General features: G+C 44.9%; 20 protein-coding genes. 9 read left to right on the top strand and 11 right to left on the bottom strand.

Annotated features, from left to right (window positions below; translation table 11 throughout):
• Positions 1–112 precede the first annotated feature (112 nt).
• Positions 113–664 (bottom strand): thioredoxin family protein, encoded by a 552-nt coding sequence (locus L5M29_RS12475; protein ID WP_113939891.1) that lies wholly within the window; start codon positions 662–664, stop codon positions 113–115.
• Between the two features lie 276 nt (positions 665–940).
• Here L5M29_RS12475 and L5M29_RS12470 point away from each other — a divergent pair, with 276 nt between their 5' ends.
• Positions 941–1,555: a LysE family translocator gene (locus tag L5M29_RS12470; RefSeq protein ID WP_105250002.1), complete on the top strand. Its 615-nt coding sequence runs from the start codon at positions 941–943 to the stop codon at positions 1,553–1,555.
• Between the two features lie 92 nt (positions 1,556–1,647).
• Here the strand turns inward: L5M29_RS12470 and L5M29_RS12465 are convergent, their stop codons facing one another.
• Both L5M29_RS12465 and L5M29_RS12460 read right to left on the bottom strand, forming a co-directional pair.
• Positions 1,648–1,968, bottom strand: coding sequence for a DUF3144 domain-containing protein (locus L5M29_RS12465; RefSeq protein WP_105250001.1), 321 nt, complete (start codon positions 1,966–1,968; stop codon positions 1,648–1,650).
• Positions 1,969–2,042: 74 nt separating this feature from the next.
• A complete protein-coding gene (locus L5M29_RS12460; protein WP_198572984.1) occupies positions 2,043–2,606 on the bottom strand; it encodes a Tfp pilus assembly protein FimT/FimU in 564 nt (187 codons plus the stop codon).
• 187 nt (positions 2,607–2,793) lie between these two features.
• On the opposite strand from L5M29_RS12460, the gene ung reads away from it, so the two are divergent.
• On the top strand, positions 2,794–3,459 hold the full coding sequence (gene ung / locus L5M29_RS12455; protein ID WP_168825006.1) for a uracil-DNA glycosylase: 666 nt from the start codon (positions 2,794–2,796) through the stop codon (positions 3,457–3,459).
• An 84-nt stretch (positions 3,460–3,543) separates the two neighbouring features.
• Here ung and ispB read toward each other — a convergent pair whose 3' ends face one another.
• Positions 3,544–4,515, bottom strand: coding sequence for an octaprenyl diphosphate synthase (gene ispB / locus L5M29_RS12450; protein WP_049821790.1), 972 nt, complete (start codon positions 4,513–4,515; stop codon positions 3,544–3,546).
• 272 nt (positions 4,516–4,787) lie between these two features.
• Between ispB and rplU the strand changes: the two genes are divergently transcribed.
• The 7 genes from rplU (at position 4,788) to L5M29_RS12415 (ending at position 9,154) form a co-directional block, all read left to right on the top strand.
• Positions 4,788–5,099 carry a 50S ribosomal protein L21 gene (rplU, locus tag L5M29_RS12445; protein ID WP_006080526.1) on the top strand — a complete coding sequence of 104 codons (312 nt, stop codon included), beginning with the start codon at positions 4,788–4,790 and terminating at the stop codon, positions 5,097–5,099.
• Positions 5,100–5,113: 14 nt separating this feature from the next.
• Positions 5,114–5,368 carry a 50S ribosomal protein L27 gene (gene rpmA, locus L5M29_RS12440; RefSeq protein ID WP_006080527.1) on the top strand — a complete coding sequence of 85 codons (255 nt, stop codon included), beginning with the start codon at positions 5,114–5,116 and terminating at the stop codon, positions 5,366–5,368.
• A gap of 214 nt (positions 5,369–5,582) precedes the next feature.
• Positions 5,583–6,752, top strand: coding sequence for an Obg family GTPase CgtA (gene cgtA / locus L5M29_RS12435; protein WP_105250000.1), 1,170 nt, complete (start codon positions 5,583–5,585; stop codon positions 6,750–6,752).
• Positions 6,753–6,779: 27 nt separating this feature from the next.
• Complete coding sequence (locus L5M29_RS12430; RefSeq protein WP_263168057.1) at positions 6,780–7,541, top strand: threonine/serine exporter family protein; 762 nt, start codon at positions 6,780–6,782, stop codon at positions 7,539–7,541.
• Positions 7,538–8,011, top strand: a complete 474-nt coding sequence (locus L5M29_RS12425) for a threonine/serine exporter family protein (RefSeq protein WP_263168056.1) — start codon at positions 7,538–7,540, stop codon at positions 8,009–8,011. Before L5M29_RS12430 ends, L5M29_RS12425 begins: the two co-directional genes overlap by 4 nt.
• Before the next feature lie 27 nt (positions 8,012–8,038).
• Positions 8,039–8,521, top strand: coding sequence for a type 3 dihydrofolate reductase (gene folA, locus L5M29_RS12420; RefSeq protein WP_028761532.1), 483 nt, complete (start codon positions 8,039–8,041; stop codon positions 8,519–8,521).
• A gap of 219 nt (positions 8,522–8,740) precedes the next feature.
• Positions 8,741–9,154, top strand: coding sequence for a DUF3718 domain-containing protein (locus L5M29_RS12415; protein ID WP_105249997.1), 414 nt, complete (start codon positions 8,741–8,743; stop codon positions 9,152–9,154).
• Between the two features lie 235 nt (positions 9,155–9,389).
• Here L5M29_RS12415 and L5M29_RS12410 read toward each other — a convergent pair whose 3' ends face one another.
• The 7 genes from L5M29_RS12410 to lptD all read right to left on the bottom strand — a co-directional run bounded on the left by L5M29_RS12410 (position 9,390) and on the right by lptD (position 18,443).
• On the bottom strand, positions 9,390–11,411 hold the full coding sequence (locus L5M29_RS12410; RefSeq protein ID WP_263168055.1) for a methyl-accepting chemotaxis protein: 2,022 nt from the start codon (positions 11,409–11,411) through the stop codon (positions 9,390–9,392).
• 97 nt (positions 11,412–11,508) lie between these two features.
• Positions 11,509–12,333 (bottom strand): symmetrical bis(5'-nucleosyl)-tetraphosphatase, encoded by an 825-nt coding sequence (locus L5M29_RS12405; RefSeq protein WP_263168054.1) that lies wholly within the window; start codon positions 12,331–12,333, stop codon positions 11,509–11,511.
• 21 nt (positions 12,334–12,354) lie between these two features.
• Positions 12,355–12,735 carry a Co2+/Mg2+ efflux protein ApaG gene (gene apaG, locus L5M29_RS12400; protein ID WP_028761528.1) on the bottom strand — a complete coding sequence of 127 codons (381 nt, stop codon included), beginning with the start codon at positions 12,733–12,735 and terminating at the stop codon, positions 12,355–12,357.
• A gap of 48 nt (positions 12,736–12,783) precedes the next feature.
• A complete protein-coding gene (gene rsmA, locus L5M29_RS12395) occupies positions 12,784–13,590 on the bottom strand; it encodes a 16S rRNA (adenine(1518)-N(6)/adenine(1519)-N(6))-dimethyltransferase RsmA (protein WP_028761527.1) in 807 nt (268 codons plus the stop codon).
• 15 nt (positions 13,591–13,605) lie between these two features.
• Entirely contained in the window at positions 13,606–14,592 is a 987-nt protein-coding gene (pdxA, locus tag L5M29_RS12390) for a 4-hydroxythreonine-4-phosphate dehydrogenase PdxA (RefSeq protein WP_105249994.1), read from the bottom strand.
• Between the two features lie 6 nt (positions 14,593–14,598).
• On the bottom strand, positions 14,599–15,903 hold the full coding sequence (gene surA, locus L5M29_RS12385) for a peptidylprolyl isomerase SurA (protein ID WP_263168052.1): 1,305 nt from the start codon (positions 15,901–15,903) through the stop codon (positions 14,599–14,601).
• 242 nt (positions 15,904–16,145) lie between these two features.
• On the bottom strand, positions 16,146–18,443 hold the full coding sequence (lptD, locus tag L5M29_RS12380; protein WP_131523851.1) for an LPS assembly protein LptD: 2,298 nt from the start codon (positions 18,441–18,443) through the stop codon (positions 16,146–16,148).

Below are 18,443 nucleotides of genomic sequence, written 5' to 3'. Positions count from 1 at the left end.
TAACCCACCTTTCAAGAAATTTGGCTTTTATAAATAGAAGTGAAGTAAGCAAAAAGGCTGCAATGCAGCCTTTTTTATTCGTATTTGACTCGTCCTAAATATGGTTTAGGGCTTAGTTACGATTCGTTTGCGCGGCAACTAAACCATTTAACACATCACTCATACTGAGTTTTGACGGCAAGAGAATCCCATTAGGGGCGCTTGGACCATAAATTTTATTGTAGGGCGTGCCGGGCACTCCTTCATGGCGCATATAGGTTTCAATCGTTTTATTCGCCTCACTCCAGTTACCTTGCATCAGGATGATATTGTCGGCCATCAAGGCATTTACAATTTGCTCCCTGTGGGTGACTTCCGCTTTATTCGTTTGGCAGATGGTGCACCAATCAGAGGTTATATCGACAAAGACGGTATAGCCTTGGGCGACCAGAGGCGCGATTTTCTCTGGGGCTAAGGTGTGCCATTGTAGTTTTTGATAGGCTTGGTAATCCTCGCTTTTGTGCACAAATCCAATAATAGCACTGAGTCCTAAGGCGAAAAATCCCAGCACAAAAATCACCGTCAGCGGTATGGTTTTACCTTTTTGTCTTTGCCAAAGCAGTAATAAGATCGCACCTATTAATAGGCAAAGAATAAAAATACTGATCAGCGTTATAGTGTTCATAAAATTTCCTGATTGAGAATCGCCTTTGTGATAATAGCGATGAAGACTTAGGTATTAAGGTTTGGCTATAAAGACTAGGTTAGCGCTAATCTTAGCGGTTAACGGCTTAAATCAGTGTGAATTTATGGGATTATCGCGTTTGGGGTTCTCTTAAATGACTGTTCATTTATTGAAAATGGATTTATTAGCGTTAACGCCTTGATGGCGCGATGCTAGAATGGCAAGCAAGTTTAAGGCCCTGCAGTGGGCTTTTTTATTCGGCGAAAGGTGTCATCAATGAGTTGGAGTACTTGGTTAGGTTTATTGGCTATTTGTTGTTTGGGGGCTATGTCGCCGGGCCCAAGTTTGACTATGGTAGTACGTCATACTTTAGGTGGTGGGCGGGGAAAGGGTATCGTTTGTGCTTGGGCACACTCGATAGGGATTGGGATCTATGCGCTGGTGACGTTACTGGGCTTAGCCGTAGTCCTTAAAAAGGCGCCCTTAGTCTTTAATGGCATTGCGATTCTCGGTGCCTTATACCTTGCTTGGATGGGAGTTCAAGCGCTGCGTTCCAATGGCGGTATGCAAGCTAAATTGGCTGCAGGGGAGGCGACAGATACCTTAACTGCAGCCCGTGATGGTATCGCTATTTCTTTATTCAACCCTAAGATAATGCTATTTTTTCTTGCGTTATTCAGCCAATTTGTGATGGTCGCTGATAGCATGACGGCTAAAGCATTAATTGTTTTTACACCGTTAGTGGTCGATGGTCTTTGGTACACCTTGATAGCCTTATTGCTATCCCACTCGAGTGTGTTGCCTAAGTTGAGAGAAAAGGCGGGGTTAATTGATAAGTTGTCCGGCGTAGTATTGATATTGCTGGCGATCCGTGTGGTGTACACGCTTTAGCGATCTATCTAAAATCATTGGTTTTAAATAACAAACACGCCATCAATCGATGGCGTGTTTGTTTATGGCTATGCATTTAAATCAAGGCGTGATTAGCCTTTAAACATTTGCACAGAATTATCAGCTTCTTCTGCCACACTTTCTTGGATAATGGGTGGATTGGCAATGTGGTCGTCTAAGTTGTCACTCAGCATTTCTTTGAATTCACTGCTAAACCATTCTAATGCGCTCTCTTTTTCTGCACCGAGATCCGCTGATTTAATCGCGGCTTCGAAGGCATTAAAACGTGCTGCGGCAAAACGGAGTGCTGTGCCAACTTTACCTACATCTGCTTCTTGTTGGCTTAGCTGATTGGCTAAGGCAATAAACTGATCGGCAAGTTCGTAAATGGTGGTGCTGCTCGTGTCGGTCATGGCGTTCACTCTAAAAAAGTAACAGATTAAAGTTCGATTCTAACTTAATTGGTGTAAGAAGGAATCGTCAGGCATTAACTATTGGGATCTGTGTCGGTAATGACGACTCCTGTATGGGAGTCATAATTAATCGACAGTTTATCGTTTGTTCGATACAAATAAGTGCACTGGCCAGGATCGGTATAACTGGCTTTATAGTCGGTTTCAGTCGCATCAATATTCAAGCGCGAGACACTCGGCTGGGTATTTTGAAATAATACTTCCCATACCGATATACAGTCTTCGACATTATCGAGTGCCGGAGAGGCCTCATTGCCATGGATATAGTGTTGTGCTGGCCAACCGAAGGCGTTGAAATCTATTTGTTCGGATTGTGCCGTACCAAATACGGGTAAATCCTCTTTTGGACCTGAGCCCACTTTTACAGCCCATACGGAACGTGCCAGATTGATGGCTGATTTAAAGCCTCCACCTGCCGCTTTAACTGTTGCAATTTGCGCATCTTGTTGCACATTGATAAATTTTGGCAGGGCCACAACGGCTAAAATACCGAGCACTATGATGACCACCACAAGTTCAATTAAGGTGAAACCCGTTTGATGTCTTTGAATTGATTTATCAGAATGTTGGATCATCATTACGTATCAGAGTGTGCGAGAATGGGCGCACTATATCACTTAATTTCGAATGTTTTAAATTGAAAGTCTTAACGTGAGACCTAGCAGGTTTAGTGGTATTACTTAGCGGCAGGTAAGGTTTGCAAACTTGCCATACCACTACAGGACTTTTAAGCTAACCTGACTATAGAATTGAGGAAGTAAAATAGTGACTCAGGCGACATGGCAAACATTTATCGATGAGCAAAGAGCTTTGCCTTATTTTCAGCAACTAAGCGCATTTGTTGATAATGAACGCAGGGCTGGGAAAGTGGTTTATCCCCCCGAAGTTGATGTTTTCAATGCTTTTAGTATGACGCCCCTTGAACAAGTCAGAGTGGTTTTGATTGGCCAAGATCCCTATCACGGCCCAGATCAAGCCCATGGTTTATGTTTTTCGGTTAAACGCGGGATAAAACCACCGCCATCTTTAGCCAATATGTACAAAGAATTAGCGACGGATATTGAAGGTTTTGTTGTGCCATCCCATGGTGATTTATCTGCATGGGCGGAGCAGGGGATACTGATGCTCAATACTGTGCTGACAGTTGAGCAAGGCAAGGCGCATTCCCATGCCAAAGCCGGGTGGGAAGTCTTTACGACTGCGGTGCTGGAATTATTAAATCGGCAGACTCAGCCGATTATTTTCGTGCTTTGGGGCAGTCATGCCATTAAAAAGGGTCAAGTCGTTAACGCACCGCAACATCAAGTGCTCACAGGACCACATCCTTCACCTTTATCGGCTTATCGCGGTTTTTTTGGTTGTGGGCATTTCTCTCAAGTGAATCAATTATTGCTTGAGCGGGGCGAAACGCCGATCCTTTGGCAGGTTTGATTTTAGGATTGCGGTTAAAGCAATAAAAAAGGTCTTACTGAGTAAGACCTTTATTTTTTGGGGCGAAACTACATTAGTTAGCAATCAGTGGTTTCTGTCGACCGAAATCTTAGCTAGCGTTACTAAGGCTTGCTTATAGTCGCTATCGGGTAAAGCAGATAATGCCGCGATGGCTTTCTCTGATTCTTCAATTGCTTTTTGTTGGGTGTAGTTTAACGCGCCGCAATGGTGCAGTGCTGCTACGATTTTATCTATGGCCTGAGTACCATCACCTTGCTCAATTGCTTGACGTATGAGCTGTTTCTCTTCGTCTGTGCCATGTGCAATGGCATAGATGAGTGGCAGAGTCGGTTTACCTTCGGCAAGGTCATCACCGATATTCTTACCTAGCTCGTCACTGTCGGCGGTATAGTCGAGTAAGTCGTCGGTAAGCTGAAAGGCGGTGCCGAGATACTTACCATAGTTGCCTAAGGCGGTTTCTTGCTCGGGCGTTGCACCTGCTAGCACGCCCGCGAGTAGCGTAGCGGCTTCAAATAACTTGGCTGTTTTGCAATAAATGACCCGCATATAGCTTTCTTCAGTGGTGTCTGGGTCATTGCAATTCATCAGCTGTAAGACTTCCCCCTCGGCCAACACGTTAGTCGTATCAGCTAACACTCTGAGCACTTTCATGTTGTCAAGTTCGGTCATCATCTGGAATGAGCGGGTATAAAGGAAATCCCCGACTAGCACACTGGCACTATTGCCAAACAGTGCATTGGCGGTTTCTCGTCCGCGGCGTAACGTCGATTCATCAACTACATCATCGTGGAGCAATGAGGCTGTATGGATAAACTCAATAATCGCCGCTAGCTTAAGATGTGCTTCGCCTTCGTAGCTCACTGCACGTGCGGCTAAAACCGACAGCAGAGGACGAAGACGTTTACCACCACCATTAATAATGTAAAAACCTAATTGATTAATTAGGGCGACATCTGATTCAAGCTGTTTATATATCAGCTGATTGACTGCTTGCATATCAGTGTCAGCCAGTTGACGAATAGCGTTTAAATCCATAATAGACTCTGGTTGTGGGGTCATTACGTACCCGGCCCCTGTTTAGGCTCACGTGTTATAATGAAATGAATTTTACCTAAAATTCTGACATATGACAGCACTAGCTCAACTAATGTGAGAGTTAATCCGGTCTTTTTTTATTCTTTCCTAATTAGGGCTTGCCAGAGTTAGATTCTTCGCGTAAACTCCGCGCCCATTGTCAATAAAGTTTTTGTAGCACCCTGCCTCATCCAAGAATGAGCCCGCGTGTTAGGAATTGGAGTAAAATAGCTATGTACGCTGTTTTTCAAAGTGGTGGTAAACAACACCGTGTAGCTGAAGGCCACACAGTACGTTTAGAAAAGTTAGAAGTTGCAACTGGCGAAACTATCGAGTTCGATCAAGTTCTTTTGATCGCTGATGGCGAAACAGTGCATGTTGGTGCTCCTTTAGTAGCTGGCGGTAAAGTCGTTGCTGAAGTTGTAAGTCACGGTCGTGGCGATAAAGTTACTATCGTTAAGTTCCGTCGTCGTAAGCACCACGACAAGAAAATGGGCCACCGTCAGTGGTTCACTGAAGTTAAAATTACTGCTATCAACGCATAATAGGAGTCTAACTCATGGCACATAAAAAAGCTGGCGGTTCTACTCGTAACGGCCGCGATTCAGAAAGTAAACGTCTAGGTGTTAAGCGCTTTGGCGGTGAATCAGTTCTAGCTGGTAACATTATTGTTCGTCAACGTGGTACTAAATTCCACGCTGGTGTAAACGTAGGTATTGGTCGTGACCATACTCTGTTTGCTCTGACTGACGGTAAAGTTAAATTCGAAGTTAAAGGCGCTAATAACCGTAAGTTTATTAGCATCGAAGCTTAACTTTCGAACCTAGCTTATACTGTTAAAGCCCCGCCATTGGTGGGGCTTTCTGTTTTTTGTGCTTCTATTTACGCCGTGTAGATGCTTGAGTTGGTAAATGATTACCAAGAATGAGCATTGACAGGTAAGATTGGGAGCAAAGTATCTCGAGTTTTTTGGCGACCAATGAAGTTAGACGGTATAATTGCTTCATTCAGTGGTGCCAGGAGTAAGTATGAAGTTTGTCGATGAGGCAGTAATTAGGGTCGAAGCAGGCGACGGCGGTAGCGGTTGCGTTAGCTTTAGGCGCGAAAAGTATGTACCTGATGGTGGTCCTGATGGTGGTGATGGTGGTGATGGTGGCAGTGTTTTTCTGCAGGCTGACGAAAACTTCAACACTTTGATCGAGTTCCGTTTTGAACGTTTTCACATGGCTGAACGTGGCGAAAATGGTCGTGGCCGTGATTGTACTGGTCATAGCGGTAAAGATTTGATCTTAAAAGTTCCTGTTGGTACTCGCGCGGTCGATCATGATACTGAAGAAGTCCTTGGGGATTTAACAACCCACGGTCAAAAGCTATTGGTTGCCAAAGGTGGTTTCCATGGTTTAGGTAACACCCGTTTTAAGAGCAGTACTAACCGTGCCCCACGTCAAAAGACGTTAGGGACACCCGGTGAAGTTCGTAGCCTTAAATTAGAGTTGTTACTGCTGGCTGACGTTGGTTTGCTTGGCATGCCTAACGCGGGTAAGTCGACATTCATTCGTGCGGTTTCCCGTGCAACGCCGAAAGTGGCTGATTATCCGTTTACAACACTGGTGCCTAACTTAGGTGTGGTTAATCCACGTCCTGGTCAAAGCTTTGTGATTGCGGACATTCCTGGTCTCATCGAAGGCGCTGCCGATGGTGCGGGTTTAGGTATTCGCTTCTTAAAGCATCTTGAGCGTTGTCGTATTCTGCTGCACATCATAGATATTGAGCCGATTGACGGAACCGATCCGGTTGAGTCTGCGCGCGCTATCGTAGGTGAGCTTGAGAAATACTCTCCAAAGTTGGCGAGTAAGCCACGTTGGTTAGTCTTTAACAAAACCGATCTGCTGCTTGAAGAGGAGCTGCAAGAGAAGGTTGATCGTATCGTTAAAGAAATGGGTTGGGAAGGCGATGTTTATACTATCTCCGCCTATAACCGCGACGGTACCAGTGAGTTGGCATTAAAACTCCTCGATTACATTGCGAGTCTTCCACCAGAAGACAATGAAGTCGACCCAGATAGTGAAGTTGAGTTCAAGTGGGATAATTATCATCAAGCAAACCTTGATTCATTGAATGAAGACTATGTTGATGAAGATGATGACGATGACTTTGATGATGACGACTACGACGTAGAAGTTATTTACCAAAGATAATAGTAATCTTTGAGTTTTGAGAGTTCTGTGTACGCTGATACTCAAAATGATATTACTCGGCAAGTTGTGCGTGCTGCACAATTGCTACTGGCCTACGGCGCGGAATCTGATTTAGTTGAAGAAATCAGCCAGCGTCTAGGTCAGGCTTTAGGTCTTGCCAGCGTAGAACTCTCTATTTCCTCTAATTCCCTCGTGTTAACCAGTTTGGTTCATGGTCGCTGTATCACAACTACTCGTCGTATTCGTGAGCATGGCATTAACATGACAGTCGTCTGTGAATTACAACGTATCTGTTTACTCGCTGAAAAGGGGTTGTATGGCCCAAATGAAGTGCGTAAACGCTTGGCGCGGATTGAACCTAAAACCTATCCTCCTAGCTTAGTGGTATTCATGATTGGCCTGTCGTGCGCTAGCTTCTGTCATTTATTTAATGGCGATTTCACTGCATGCGTGATTACTTTTTTTGCCGCGGCAGTGGGTATGTCGGTACGTTTAGCAATTGCTAAGCGGCATTTTAATTTATTAGTCAATTTTGCCATCACAGCTTTCGTCACCAGTATGCTGGCTCAAACGGGTTATTTGTTTGAATTAAGTGAAACTCCTAAGGCTGCTATGGCCGCGAGTGTGCTGATGTTAGTGCCGGGTTTTCCGATGATTAATGCGATTTCCGACATGGTAAAAGGGCACATGAATGTCGGTATATCCCGCTGGGGTCATGCAACTTTGCTGACCGTTTCTTCAGTGATAGGGATTACAATTGCGATGCAGATCGGCGGAATTTTCCTATGATGGAATTATTGATAGCTCTTTTGCACGATGCTTTTTTCTCAGCAATTCCCGCCGTGGGATTTGCTATGGTGTTTAATGTTCCTAAACGATTTCTTCCCTATTGCGCCTTAGCGGGAGCCATTGGTCATAGCTCGCGTACCTTAATGCTACAGTTTGGTTTACCGATTGAGTGGGCCACCTTTGCCGCAGCTGCAATCGTCGGGATTATTACGATAGGGTTTGGAAAGCGCCACTTAGCGCCACCTTTAATGTATGCTGTCGCCGCAATTATTCCTATGATCCCAGGCACTTATGCATTCAATACTGTGATTGCCTTAGTGCAATTGACCGCTCAATCTCAAGTCAGTCCTGAACTGACGGGGCAAGTGATTAGTAATGGCCTCAAAACTGTCTTTATTCTAGGGGCGTTAGCCGTGGGTTTGGCCATGCCGAGTTTGCTGTATTTCAGGACCCGCCCCGTCATTCAATAATTCTATTTCCATAAAACAGGAGTGAGCATGCGCATTGCTATGATAGCCGCGATGGCAAACAATCGAGTCATCGGAAAAGATAATAAAATGCCATGGCATCTTCCAGAAGATCTACGTCACTTTAAAGCGATGACCCTAGGCAAGCCTGTTGTGATGGGACGTAAGACCTTTGAGTCAATCGGTAGGCCCCTTCCTGGTCGACATAACATAGTGATTTCACGCCAAACGGATCTTGTGATTGAGGGCGTGACCTGTGTGACCTCGTTTGATGCAGCCAAACAAGCTGCTGGTGAGTGTGAAGAGTTAGTGGTTATAGGTGGTGGCCAGCTTTATGCCGAGTTATTGCCCTGCGCCGATATCTTATATTTGACGCAAATCAATCTTGAGGTGGAAGGCGATACATTTTTCCCCCACTGGGACGATGGGACTTGGAAGGAAACTGAATCTTTGGCGAGTATAAATGCGGCTGGTTTGGAATATCGCTTTATCAATTTGGTAAAAAAATGTTAAATTGCAACTTCTGTTGTGTACCCTGTGTGTATGGGGCGTCAGTTTTTCTAACGTATTGCATCATATCGGACATTTAGTTTTCACGGAAAGAGATAGCCTATTTCGTTATCCTAGATTTCGAACGAGAGCTAAAGCCAAGAGGTCAATATCATTTAGACAATAGATGCAGCCCATACAGAATTGATAATAAAACTATAAGAAAGTATTAAGGAGTATCGGATGCGTCTTATGCCTGTGGCCTTGGCTGCGTTAATTGGATTTAGTTCTATTGCTGTACCAACCTCTGCTGTTGCGGGGGAAGATCCACTCGTAGCGAGTCTTTGTGATTATGTAAAAGCTAACGACAAAAACCGCTTACGTAAAAAGTTAAAAGAAAGCCGCGTTAAGTTACGTCAGATTTACAGTGGTATCAGTTGCGATGGTGCAAGTCTATTGCGCACCGCTTACGGTGCGAGTGCGAACGATACCGGTGAGTTTGTGGCTAAGCGTTTGTCGGCGACTGAATTGAGTGTCGCTGAAGCTGATGGGATGACTATCCAAGCTTGGGCTGAAGCAAACGGTCATGGTGCTAGCCCAATTACCGCTGCAGTGAAAGAGCGTCTTGGCGCTGCTGCTGGCGGTGAAGAAGAGTAATGCGGATTTGAACTTAGCGGCACTTTAGCTCTATTTGCTGCTACGTTATATTAAGCGTCTAATATCAAGTATCTAGCATTAAGCTAGATAAAAATGCCAAACTTAAGTTTGGCATTTTTTATGGCCTTAATTTGTGCAAAGGCCGGACAGTTCGAGTCGTCAGTAAGATAGGCAAGTGAATTCGTCTCAAAAGAAAGGGCCGCTAAGCGACCCTAGGTTTTAGTGGTGATAAACATTAGACTCTAAATTCACCGACCGAAGCTTGGAGTTCTTCGGCTAATTTGGCGACTTGATGGCTAGACTGAGCCGTTTGATCTGCACCGATAGCGGTTTCTTCTGAAATTGCTGCAATATGCTCTAGTTTTTCAGAAACTTGCTGGCTTACTAAATTCTGTTCCTGCGCAGCATGGGCGATATGGGTGCCAGAATCATAGGCCTTATGCACAGATTGGCTAATGGTCTCGAGGGCAATGTTGGCTTGCTCCGTTTTTTCAACACAGGCGTTGGCTTGAGTACGCCCCATATCCATGGCGGCAACGGCTTGCTCTGCACCTTGCTGCAACACTTCGATCATCTGTTGGATCTCTCGGGTCGACACTTGAGTGCGTGAGGCTAAACTACGCACTTCATCGGCAACTACCGCAAAACCACGACCTTGTTCACCCGCACGGGCGGCTTCAATAGCGGCGTTAAGGGCGAGTAGGTTAGTCTGTTCTGCAATACCACGGATCACATCCAAAATTGAGCCAATAGAGGCGCTGTCCGACTGCACTTTATTAATCACAACACCCGCTTTGGCCACTTCATCGGCTAAAGCCAAAATAGTCAGTTTGTTCTCTTGCGCAATGGCACGCATATGCTGAGTTTCTTGATCAGCCTGTTTGATTTGCTCAAGGGCTTGATTGGCACTTAAAGACACCTGCTGAGCACTAGAGCTAAGTTCAGTTGTTGCAGTAGCCACTTGGTCAACTTGGCTTTTTTGTTCTTGTATGCCTGAGGTGGTTTGCGCTGTAATTGCCGATGTTTGTTCGGCTGCCGCGGCAAGTTGATTTGACCTATCTAGAATACCTATGATTAAACTGCGTAAGCTATCGACGAGACGATTACAGTTTTTTGCTAGTTCGGCAAATTCATCGTGTCCAGAGTCATCTAGCTTATGGGTAAGGTTGCCTGAGGCTAAGACGTTCAGGGCATTGTTCACTTGGCTGAGTGAGCGTTTTAGTGGATTCACCACAGCAAAACTCACAATTACAGCGACAACGATTGCTATTAACACGACAATCATGGTTTGTATGCTGGCAGAATCAATCTTGGCTATGGTGTCATTGCTCATGTTCGCGGCAACAAGTTCGATGTTATCGCTGACATCATTCATGTTGGAATTGATGACTTTCACATCATTTTCGATAATGCCTAGTTTTATCACAGCTTCTTTGGAGTGGGAGAGCTGACTCGATTTTAGCAGCAACATAGATTGCGGACCGGTGACGAGCGCTAATACTTTTTCGATATCTTTAGTGACCGAGCTTAAGGTATCCGCTTCGACAATACCTTGACCGTGACGATTCACATATTCAAGTTTGTTCTTGGTTTCGCTGATAATGTAGTCAAGTTCCTTTGAGATCAGTTCGTGCTTACTGTCTTCGTCATTCGTTACTAAATCTGCAATAGTGGTGATGATATTTCCGAGACTAGTATCAATAGCGCTGGCTGATGCAGCAAGACTCTGCTCATCGGGATTCTGACTGCTTTCTAAATCAACAATATCGAGCAGTTCTGATGAGGCATCATCGGCGGCATTTTCGAGCTTTTTCTTTAGTTCAACTAGTTGTTCTTGCTTGCTCAATGAGGCCTCACGTTCGGCGATCATGGCAATACTATCTCGCTCAAAGGTGGCAAAGCTGCCGCTTAATAGGGCAATTAAAGAAGATAGATTCTGCTGGCTCTTGACTAACTGAGTGAGGGTGGCAATTTCGTTTTTGAACTGAGTCCCATGGTCTTCGAACACTTTACGAATATTCGGGATATTTGCTGATCTAGGGGTGTTATAGGCAATGAGGATTTGTCTTTGTTGCTCACTCAATGCTTCACTAAGGTGGTTTGTCGATTTCAGCGCGGGCAAGCTTAATTCTTGCATCATAGCAGAGCTGGCTTTTAGGCTATTGTTGGTTAAATAAGATGTAAATCCTAGCAACACGAGTAAAAGTGTGACAATACCAAATCCGCCAATCACTCTGGTGGCTACATTAAATTTCATAGGATACTCCGATTTTTATTATATTTTTCCAAATGAAAACAGGGTGATATTCAGGGTTAGGCGGTTCAGTCTGTTATCGACTTTAAGCTGTTTTAGTTTAACTCTTTTTTAACTTTTTTTGCGTAATTTTTTGGTCTTTTTCAAGATGCCATAAGGTTAAGTGTTCACCCCAGCAACAGCCTGTATCTAAAGCCTTTAATTTAGTATCGTTGACTTTGCCCATCAGCGCAGCCCAATGGCCAAATACTAAGGTATGACTCTGACGCAGTGGCGAAGCAAACTCAAACCAAGGTTTGAGTTGTGGATTAGTACAGTTTTCAGGAGGTTGTTTGCAATCAAAATCAAGTCGGCCATCGACATAAAGATAGCGCATGCGTGTTAATGCATTGATGCAATAACGTAAGCGCTCTATGCCTATTGCACTTGGATCCCATTGCTCGGCGGTATCTGAATACATTTGGCTTATTAATGTCTCAAGATAATCATCGTGCTTGAGCGCGCGACTGACGAGTGCGGATTCTTCTCTTAATACCTCCAGCGACCACTGAGGTGGTACACCCGCATGACTCATAATGAGTTGGTGTTCAGGTAATTCACGCATAAGAGGTTGTTGTCTCAGCCAGTCAATTGAGGCTGAGATATCGGGGGATTCTAGAATTTCAGTGAGATTATCGCTGGGTTTAGCGCGCTTGAGCTTACCGTGTAATGCCATTAGATGGAGATCGTGGTTACCTAAAACCGTTTTAGCGGAATCACCTAAGGAGCGAAAAAAACGTAGGGTAGCTAAGGAGTCAGGTCCGCGTGCAACAAGATCACCTACAGCCCAGAGTTCATCGCGGGAAGGATTAAAATCGACCTTAGCTAGTAATTTTTGTAACTCAGCGAAACAGCCTTGAATATCACCAACAAAATAATGCGCCACAGTACCCCTTTCCTAACGATATTAATGTAGTAAGCCTGGGGTCGCTAAACGGAAGGGACGGATTGTCGCCTGAAAACGCTCACCCGATTCGCTGACCATACCATAAGTGCCGTGCATTATGCCAAGTGGCGTATCGAGCACAGTACCACTGGTGTATTGATAGGCAGTATTCGGCGCAATGGTTGGCGTTTCACCGACAACACCGGCACCTTGGACTTCACTGGTGTTGCCATTGGCATCAGTGATTATCCAGTGACGAGTTTCAAGTTTAGCCGCTTGCTCACCTAAATTGATGATAGTGATGGTGTAACTGAAGAGGTACTTTTCATCCTCGGGCGAGGACTGCTGCTCTATATACTCAGTTTTGACTTCGACCCGAATGGAGGTGTCCAATGCGCTCATTCTTGTTCCTAGGCTCTGGTATAAGGGCACCTAAGTGCCCAGACATATTTATGCTTTCTTATCGCAAACCATGTTAGCCATAGCAACATACTGCTGCACGCTAATCTGTTCTGGGCGTTGACTTGAGTCAATCCCTAACTGCTCGAACTCATCGTCAGATAACATGTGCTTTAAGTTATTACGCAGAGTCTTACGACGCATGTTGAATGCGGTAGTACAAAGGTGGCGCAGTACGGTCACATCTTTACAAGGGAACGGCTTTACGGCGTATGGCAATAAGCGTACGACTGCTGAGTCCACTTTAGGCGCAGGGGTAAAGCTGTGGGGCGGTACTTCGAGAACCGGAACCACTTGGCAGAAGTATTGTGCCATGACCGTTAAACGGCCATAGGCTTTACAGCCAGGGCTTGCCGATAGACGCAGGACTACTTCTTTTTGTAGCATAAAGTGCATGGTTTCAATCTGTTCGGCAAATTCGAACAGGTGGAACATCAGTGGCGTTGAAATATTGTAAGGTAAGTTACCGAATACTTTCATTTTTTTGCCAGGCACACTCAGTTGGCCAAAATCAAACTGCAGTGCATCACCTTGGTGAATAGTCAGTTTATTTTTAAGGACTGGGTGTTGATGTAAGCGTTCAACCAGATCGCGGTCGAGTTCGACGACAGTCAGATTATCCACAGCATCGGCTACAGGTTCAGTTAAGGCACCAAGGCCAGGGCCGATTTCGACCATCACATGGTGATTATCGGGTGCAATTGCACCCACAATGCGGTCAATCACATTGCCGTCGGTAAGGAAGTTTTGTCCGAAACGCTTTCTGGCCGTGTGGCCTAAATGTACTTTGTTGCTCATTAATAATGTAATCGTTTAGTTCTTTGAGGATAACTCAATGGCTTTATTCAGAGCACAGACAAAACTGCCAATATCGGCCTTGCCTGTACCCGCGAGATCGAGCGCCGTACCGTGGTCAACCGAGGTACGAATATAAGGTAAACCTAAGGTGATGTTTACCGATTTGCCAAATCCTTGTGACTTGAGAACGGGAAGTCCTTGGTCATGGTACATGGCCAAGACGACATCGGCGTCCTGTAAATATTTAGGTTGGAACAGAGTATCGGCCGGTAATGGGCCGACAATATTCATCTGGAACTCTTCTCTCAACTCGTTGAGTGCAGGAATAATCACGTCGATTTCTTCACGCCCTAAATGGCCGTCTTCACCTGCGTGTGGATTGAGACCACAGACATAAATTTTCGGTGAAACTATGCCAAATTTGCTGATGAGATCGGCATGTAGAATCTTGATAATATGCTGTAAGCGTTGGCGTGTTATGGCTTTTGCAACATAGGCCAGAGGAATATGGGTGGTCACGAGTGCCACTTGCAAACCCGGCGTTGCCAGCATCATCACTACATCGGGGCAATTTGCTTGATGGGCAAAAAACTCAGTATGGCCACTAAAGGAAATACCTGCTTGATTGATAATGCCTTTATGCACTGGGCCTGTCACGACAGCATCAAACTCGCCGCTCATGTTTTTTTCGCCCGCATAACGCAAGGTTTCAACTACATAAGTGCTGTTTTGCTCATCGAGCTGACCACAAATCGATTCGCTCACTAACTTAAAGGGCGCTATGGTTAATGTGCCCGCTTCTTGCGGTTTAGGAGCTTGATTTGGCTGGTAAGGGCGGAAAGTCACTTGCAAACCGAGTCGTTTCGCACGGCTCGCAAGTAATTCTGGATCCGCACAAACGACTAACTCAGCAGGCCAAGCCTGCTGAGCGAGTTGTACGACTAAATCGGGGCCAATACCTGCGGGTTCGCCTGGGGTAACGGCAATACGTTTAGTGCTCAATTAGAATTAACCTCGATTGGTCTCTGGCTGGAAGATTTCAATGTATGCGTCTGAACGCATTTCGTCTAGCCAGTTTTGCAGTTCTTCGTTAAATTTGCGACGGAAGATCAACTGGTGCGCACGGTTGCTATTGAACTGATCCGTGGCGTCGGTTTTTCTGCGTTCTCCTAATTGAGTGATATGCCAACCGTGAGTCGTACGGAATGGCTCACTAATTTGGTCGTTTTTCAAACTATTGAGCGTTTGAGCAAACTCAGGTACGTAAATGCTTGGTTCTGCCCAACCTAATTCACCACCTTTTGTGGCCGAACCAGGGTCTTCTGAGTACTGACGCGCTAGGTCTTCAAACTTAGCTTCACCTGAGCGGATTTGTTTCAGGAATTGCTCAAGCATGGCTTTAGCGCGGTCTTCTGACAGGATCGGCGATGGCTTGAGCAAAATGTGGCGCGCTCTAACTTCTTCGATTTCTTTGGTTTGTAGGCCGCGAGCATCCATGATCTTAATAATATGGAAACCTGCACCACTCTTAATCGGGCCGATAATGTCACCCATTTTCGCACCGTTGATCACTTCGGCGAACAGAGTTGGCATTTCGTTGATGTTCATATAATCCCAAATACCACCTTCGAGTGCTTTAGGACCTGAAGAAGAAGCGATAGCAGTACGACGGAAATCCTCACCACTCTTCAAACGTTCTAATACGATATTGGCGCGTTTGCTTGATGCTTCGAGTTGCTCACTGGTGGGGTTATTAGGCACGTCAATCAGGATATGGCCAATTTGGTATTCCACATCTTTCATCCCTTGTTCTTGGATGAGTTTGACTAGGCTAGTAATTTCCTGTGGTGATACTTGAATACGGCGTTGTACTTGAATACGTTGAATTTCACCTAGAGTGATTTCTTCGCGCAATTGTTCGCGGTATTGGCTGAAACTTAACCCTTCGCTTTCAATTTTTTGTTGCATCTGCGCGACAGACATTTTTTGTTCGCGCGCGATGTTTTCAATCGCTTGGTCTAGTTGTAAGTCACCAATATTCAGCCCTATACGACTGGCCATTTGCAATTGTAGGCGAGTTAAGATTAAACGCTCAATCACCTGAGTGCGCAGGGCACTGTCAGAAGGTAACGATTGGTTTGCTGCTTTGGCATTCGCTTTAACAGTGTCAATCATGTTAGTGATTTCACTTTCGAGCACTATGCCGTCGTTAATTTGGACTGCAACGCGGTCTAGCGGCTGGGGTGCGGCCAATGTAGGTTGGCTGATCGCGAGTGCAAATAAAGCAAAAATCAGATGTTTACTGGGTTTCATCCACAAAATCCTTGGCACGTTCTAAGGTCAGGTTCGACGGCTTAATTGAAATAACTTTACCATTTATATCGAAATTACAGTGAGTTGCCCTAATGTAATTTTTTGGCGACGCATTTGAGTGCAAGGTTAGACCTTAAGAACCGTTTTTATTCGCTTTAGCAAAAGGTGAACGGTAAAGCACTCATTAATCTGTTTGGACTCTGAGTCCTTGTTGAGGTTCAGCAATCTATCACAATTCTTTGCTAATTCCTCAGATAAAGCGGTTTTCTGTAGTTAAACAGGCCGTCATTGAGCATATCGGATACGCCTAATGGGCCAGAACCACCGAGTCCCTTAATGATTAAGTTCAGGTAGACACCACTATCAAACTGCTCACGAGGATCAATTGTGGCAGAACCTATGTTGTCGTCATAGTTGGTTTTAATGCGGTAATGATAACTAAGTCTTACTGCGTAACAGCATGATTCGTACTGGATACCTGTGTAAGTTTCAATACTGCGGCTTTCGTTAAGGTCATAATACCAATTACCAACAAAGTAGAGGTCGTCACTGATTGGCCAAGCGCCACGAACGCCCGCTTGGGAGATGTTCACTGTATCATTGGTATTTGAGTTCAATAAATCTGGGACATAGCGATAGCTAAATTGCAGCAATTTATTCGCTTCAGGTCTGAAATCTAAGGTGACTTCGGATTTTTTATTGTCACTGGTGTTGGTATCGTACTGAATCGCAGCCCCCATATACCAATCATGGGACAAGCGGGTATCTAACTCTGCAGCAAGTACTGAAGTTGATTGATTAGACTCAAAAATACTGTCTTCGTAACCGACTTTACTGTCTTGCAGGTAAAAAATTTGTCCTAGGCTGAATTTAGTGGCTTCTTGGTTGTGACTATCAAACAGGCGTGTAGTAACACCTAGAGTGACTTGATTTGCATCGGAAATCCGATCCAGACCCGAGAAGCGACGATCACGGAATAGACCAAAGTAGTCGTCCTGTAATTGAGCCGTATCATAAATGCCTATGTTGCGTTGATCTTCGTAGCCGACATAAAGATATTGAAATTGTGGCTCGAGCGTTTGGCGGTAGTTTTGATCGAAAAGCTCAGTAAAACGTTCGAAGTTGATTTGACCATTAATTCGTACCTGCGGGATGGTGCGATTCACTGTGTCGTCTAGTTCTTCACTTGGATTGTTATTTTGCTGCCAATAATTGGTCTGCATCAGCTTAACTTGGCTGGTGAGCGAGCCTGAAGGTCCATGTATTGGCAGAGTTATGCTCGGTGACATGTGCAAACGAGTCGCCGTATTAACATTGTTGTCCTGATGGGCAAAATTCGTTAGCTCTGAATTAAAACCAAAATCTAAATTGTTCCAAAAATCAGCAGCGCGATAGTTAAAGTTAACCTGAGGCATGACTTGATATGGTTTTTCATCCTCACCCAGTACTTTAATATCTTGTACTCGGGTGCTTAGATCCCAGTTACTTTCGAAGTAGCTGATTTCACCTATGCGTGATAACTGGTTATCGGTTGCACGGTTAACATCTGACTTTAAGTCATTGAAATAATTGTTATCTGATACATCGGTAAAATTCGCTAATACGCGCCAATTTTTGTCGATCGCCCCTTGATGCTGCCAGTTATATAAGTAGCGATTCGGGCTACCATCGATCAATTTGTCATTGCCTAGATATTCTAAATTGACTCGGCCATTTTGGGCTTCACCCGCCAGATAACCAAATTCTGTTTTAGTGAATAAACCACGGTTTGACATATAGCTAGGCGTAAATGTTAAATCGTACTCTGGGGCAATATTCCAATAATAGGGTGCAGAAATTTCGACACCATCAGTAGTGCTAGTGCTAAAACTAGGGTAGAGAAAGCCAGATTTACGTTTTTCTGAAACGGGAACTGTCATGTAGGGAATATAGAATACAGGTACACCGCCAATTCTTAGTTTGGCATTCCAAATTTCGCCCCATTCTTCTTCACTGTTGATCTTGATCTTTTCGGCCTCGAGTAGCCAAGACACATTGTCAGGAGGGCAAGTAGTGAAGTTGGTATTCGTTAAAATTAAATTGTTATTGATAGTAATTTGCAGTTTTTCGGCATCACCGTGAACTTGTTGGCCATGGATCCAATATTGTGCGCCTTTAAGGGTGGCACGGTTTGTCCGCATTTGAGCTTGTAAGGATTCGGCTGTAACGGTGAAGTTACTGTCTTGAAAGACTAAATTACCATTGGCATCAAACTGTTCAGTAGCTTGATCTAAAATCGCCTCATCGGCTGCTATGTGCCTATCGCCTTGGCTAAAAACCACATCGCCACGGAAAATCGCCTGCTTCCCCATTTCGGCATTGGTGTTATCAGACGCAATACGAATTTTGTTGAGTTCAGCCGCACTCATCCCTTGGGTTTGAGATACGATACGGGGTACTGGCGGTTCGATTAAGCATTGGGATGCCGAAGCGGTTAGAGAGTCGTCTGCCAGGACTAATTGCGGTAACAGGCTCAGGGCCAGAAGGTATCGGATCTGCAT

This window comes from Shewanella sp. SM95, from assembly GCF_025653595.1.
Classification (GTDB): domain Bacteria; phylum Pseudomonadota; class Gammaproteobacteria; order Enterobacterales; family Shewanellaceae; genus Shewanella; species Shewanella oncorhynchi.
The sequence above is the reverse complement of the archived record's forward strand: the minus strand, read 5'-3'. Positions and strand labels throughout refer to the sequence as shown.

Bases quoted from the DNA above. Each gene is read 5' to 3' on its own strand.
- L5M29_RS12425 (WP_263168056.1), top strand. From the start codon at position 7,538: ATGATGGAATTATTGATAGCTCTTTTGCACGATGCTTTTTTCTCAGCA.
- L5M29_RS12470 (WP_105250002.1), top strand. From the start codon at position 941: ATGAGTTGGAGTACTTGGTTAGGTTTATTGGCTATTTGTTGTTTGGGG.
- rsmA (WP_028761527.1), bottom strand. From the start codon at position 13,590: ATGAGCAACAAAGTACATTTAGGCCACACGGCCAGAAAGCGTTTCGGA.
- L5M29_RS12415 (WP_105249997.1), top strand. From the start codon at position 8,741: ATGCGTCTTATGCCTGTGGCCTTGGCTGCGTTAATTGGATTTAGTTCT.
- L5M29_RS12465 (WP_105250001.1), bottom strand. From the start codon at position 1,968: ATGACCGACACGAGCAGCACCACCATTTACGAACTTGCCGATCAGTTT.
- rpmA (WP_006080527.1), top strand. From the start codon at position 5,114: ATGGCACATAAAAAAGCTGGCGGTTCTACTCGTAACGGCCGCGATTCA.
- apaG (WP_028761528.1), bottom strand. From the start codon at position 12,735: ATGAGCGCATTGGACACCTCCATTCGGGTCGAAGTCAAAACTGAGTAT.
- L5M29_RS12460 (WP_198572984.1), bottom strand. From the start codon at position 2,606: ATGATGATCCAACATTCTGATAAATCAATTCAAAGACATCAAACGGGT.
- rplU (WP_006080526.1), top strand. From the start codon at position 4,788: ATGTACGCTGTTTTTCAAAGTGGTGGTAAACAACACCGTGTAGCTGAA.
- cgtA (WP_105250000.1), top strand. From the start codon at position 5,583: ATGAAGTTTGTCGATGAGGCAGTAATTAGGGTCGAAGCAGGCGACGGC.
- folA (WP_028761532.1), top strand. From the start codon at position 8,039: ATGCGCATTGCTATGATAGCCGCGATGGCAAACAATCGAGTCATCGGA.
- lptD (WP_131523851.1), bottom strand. From the start codon at position 18,443: ATGCAGATCCGATACCTTCTGGCCCTGAGCCTGTTACCGCAATTAGTC.
- L5M29_RS12410 (WP_263168055.1), bottom strand. From the start codon at position 11,411: ATGAAATTTAATGTAGCCACCAGAGTGATTGGCGGATTTGGTATTGTC.
- ispB (WP_049821790.1), bottom strand. From the start codon at position 4,515: ATGGATTTAAACGCTATTCGTCAACTGGCTGACACTGATATGCAAGCA.
- surA (WP_263168052.1), bottom strand. From the start codon at position 15,903: ATGAAACCCAGTAAACATCTGATTTTTGCTTTATTTGCACTCGCGATC.
- L5M29_RS12475 (WP_113939891.1), bottom strand. From the start codon at position 664: ATGAACACTATAACGCTGATCAGTATTTTTATTCTTTGCCTATTAATA.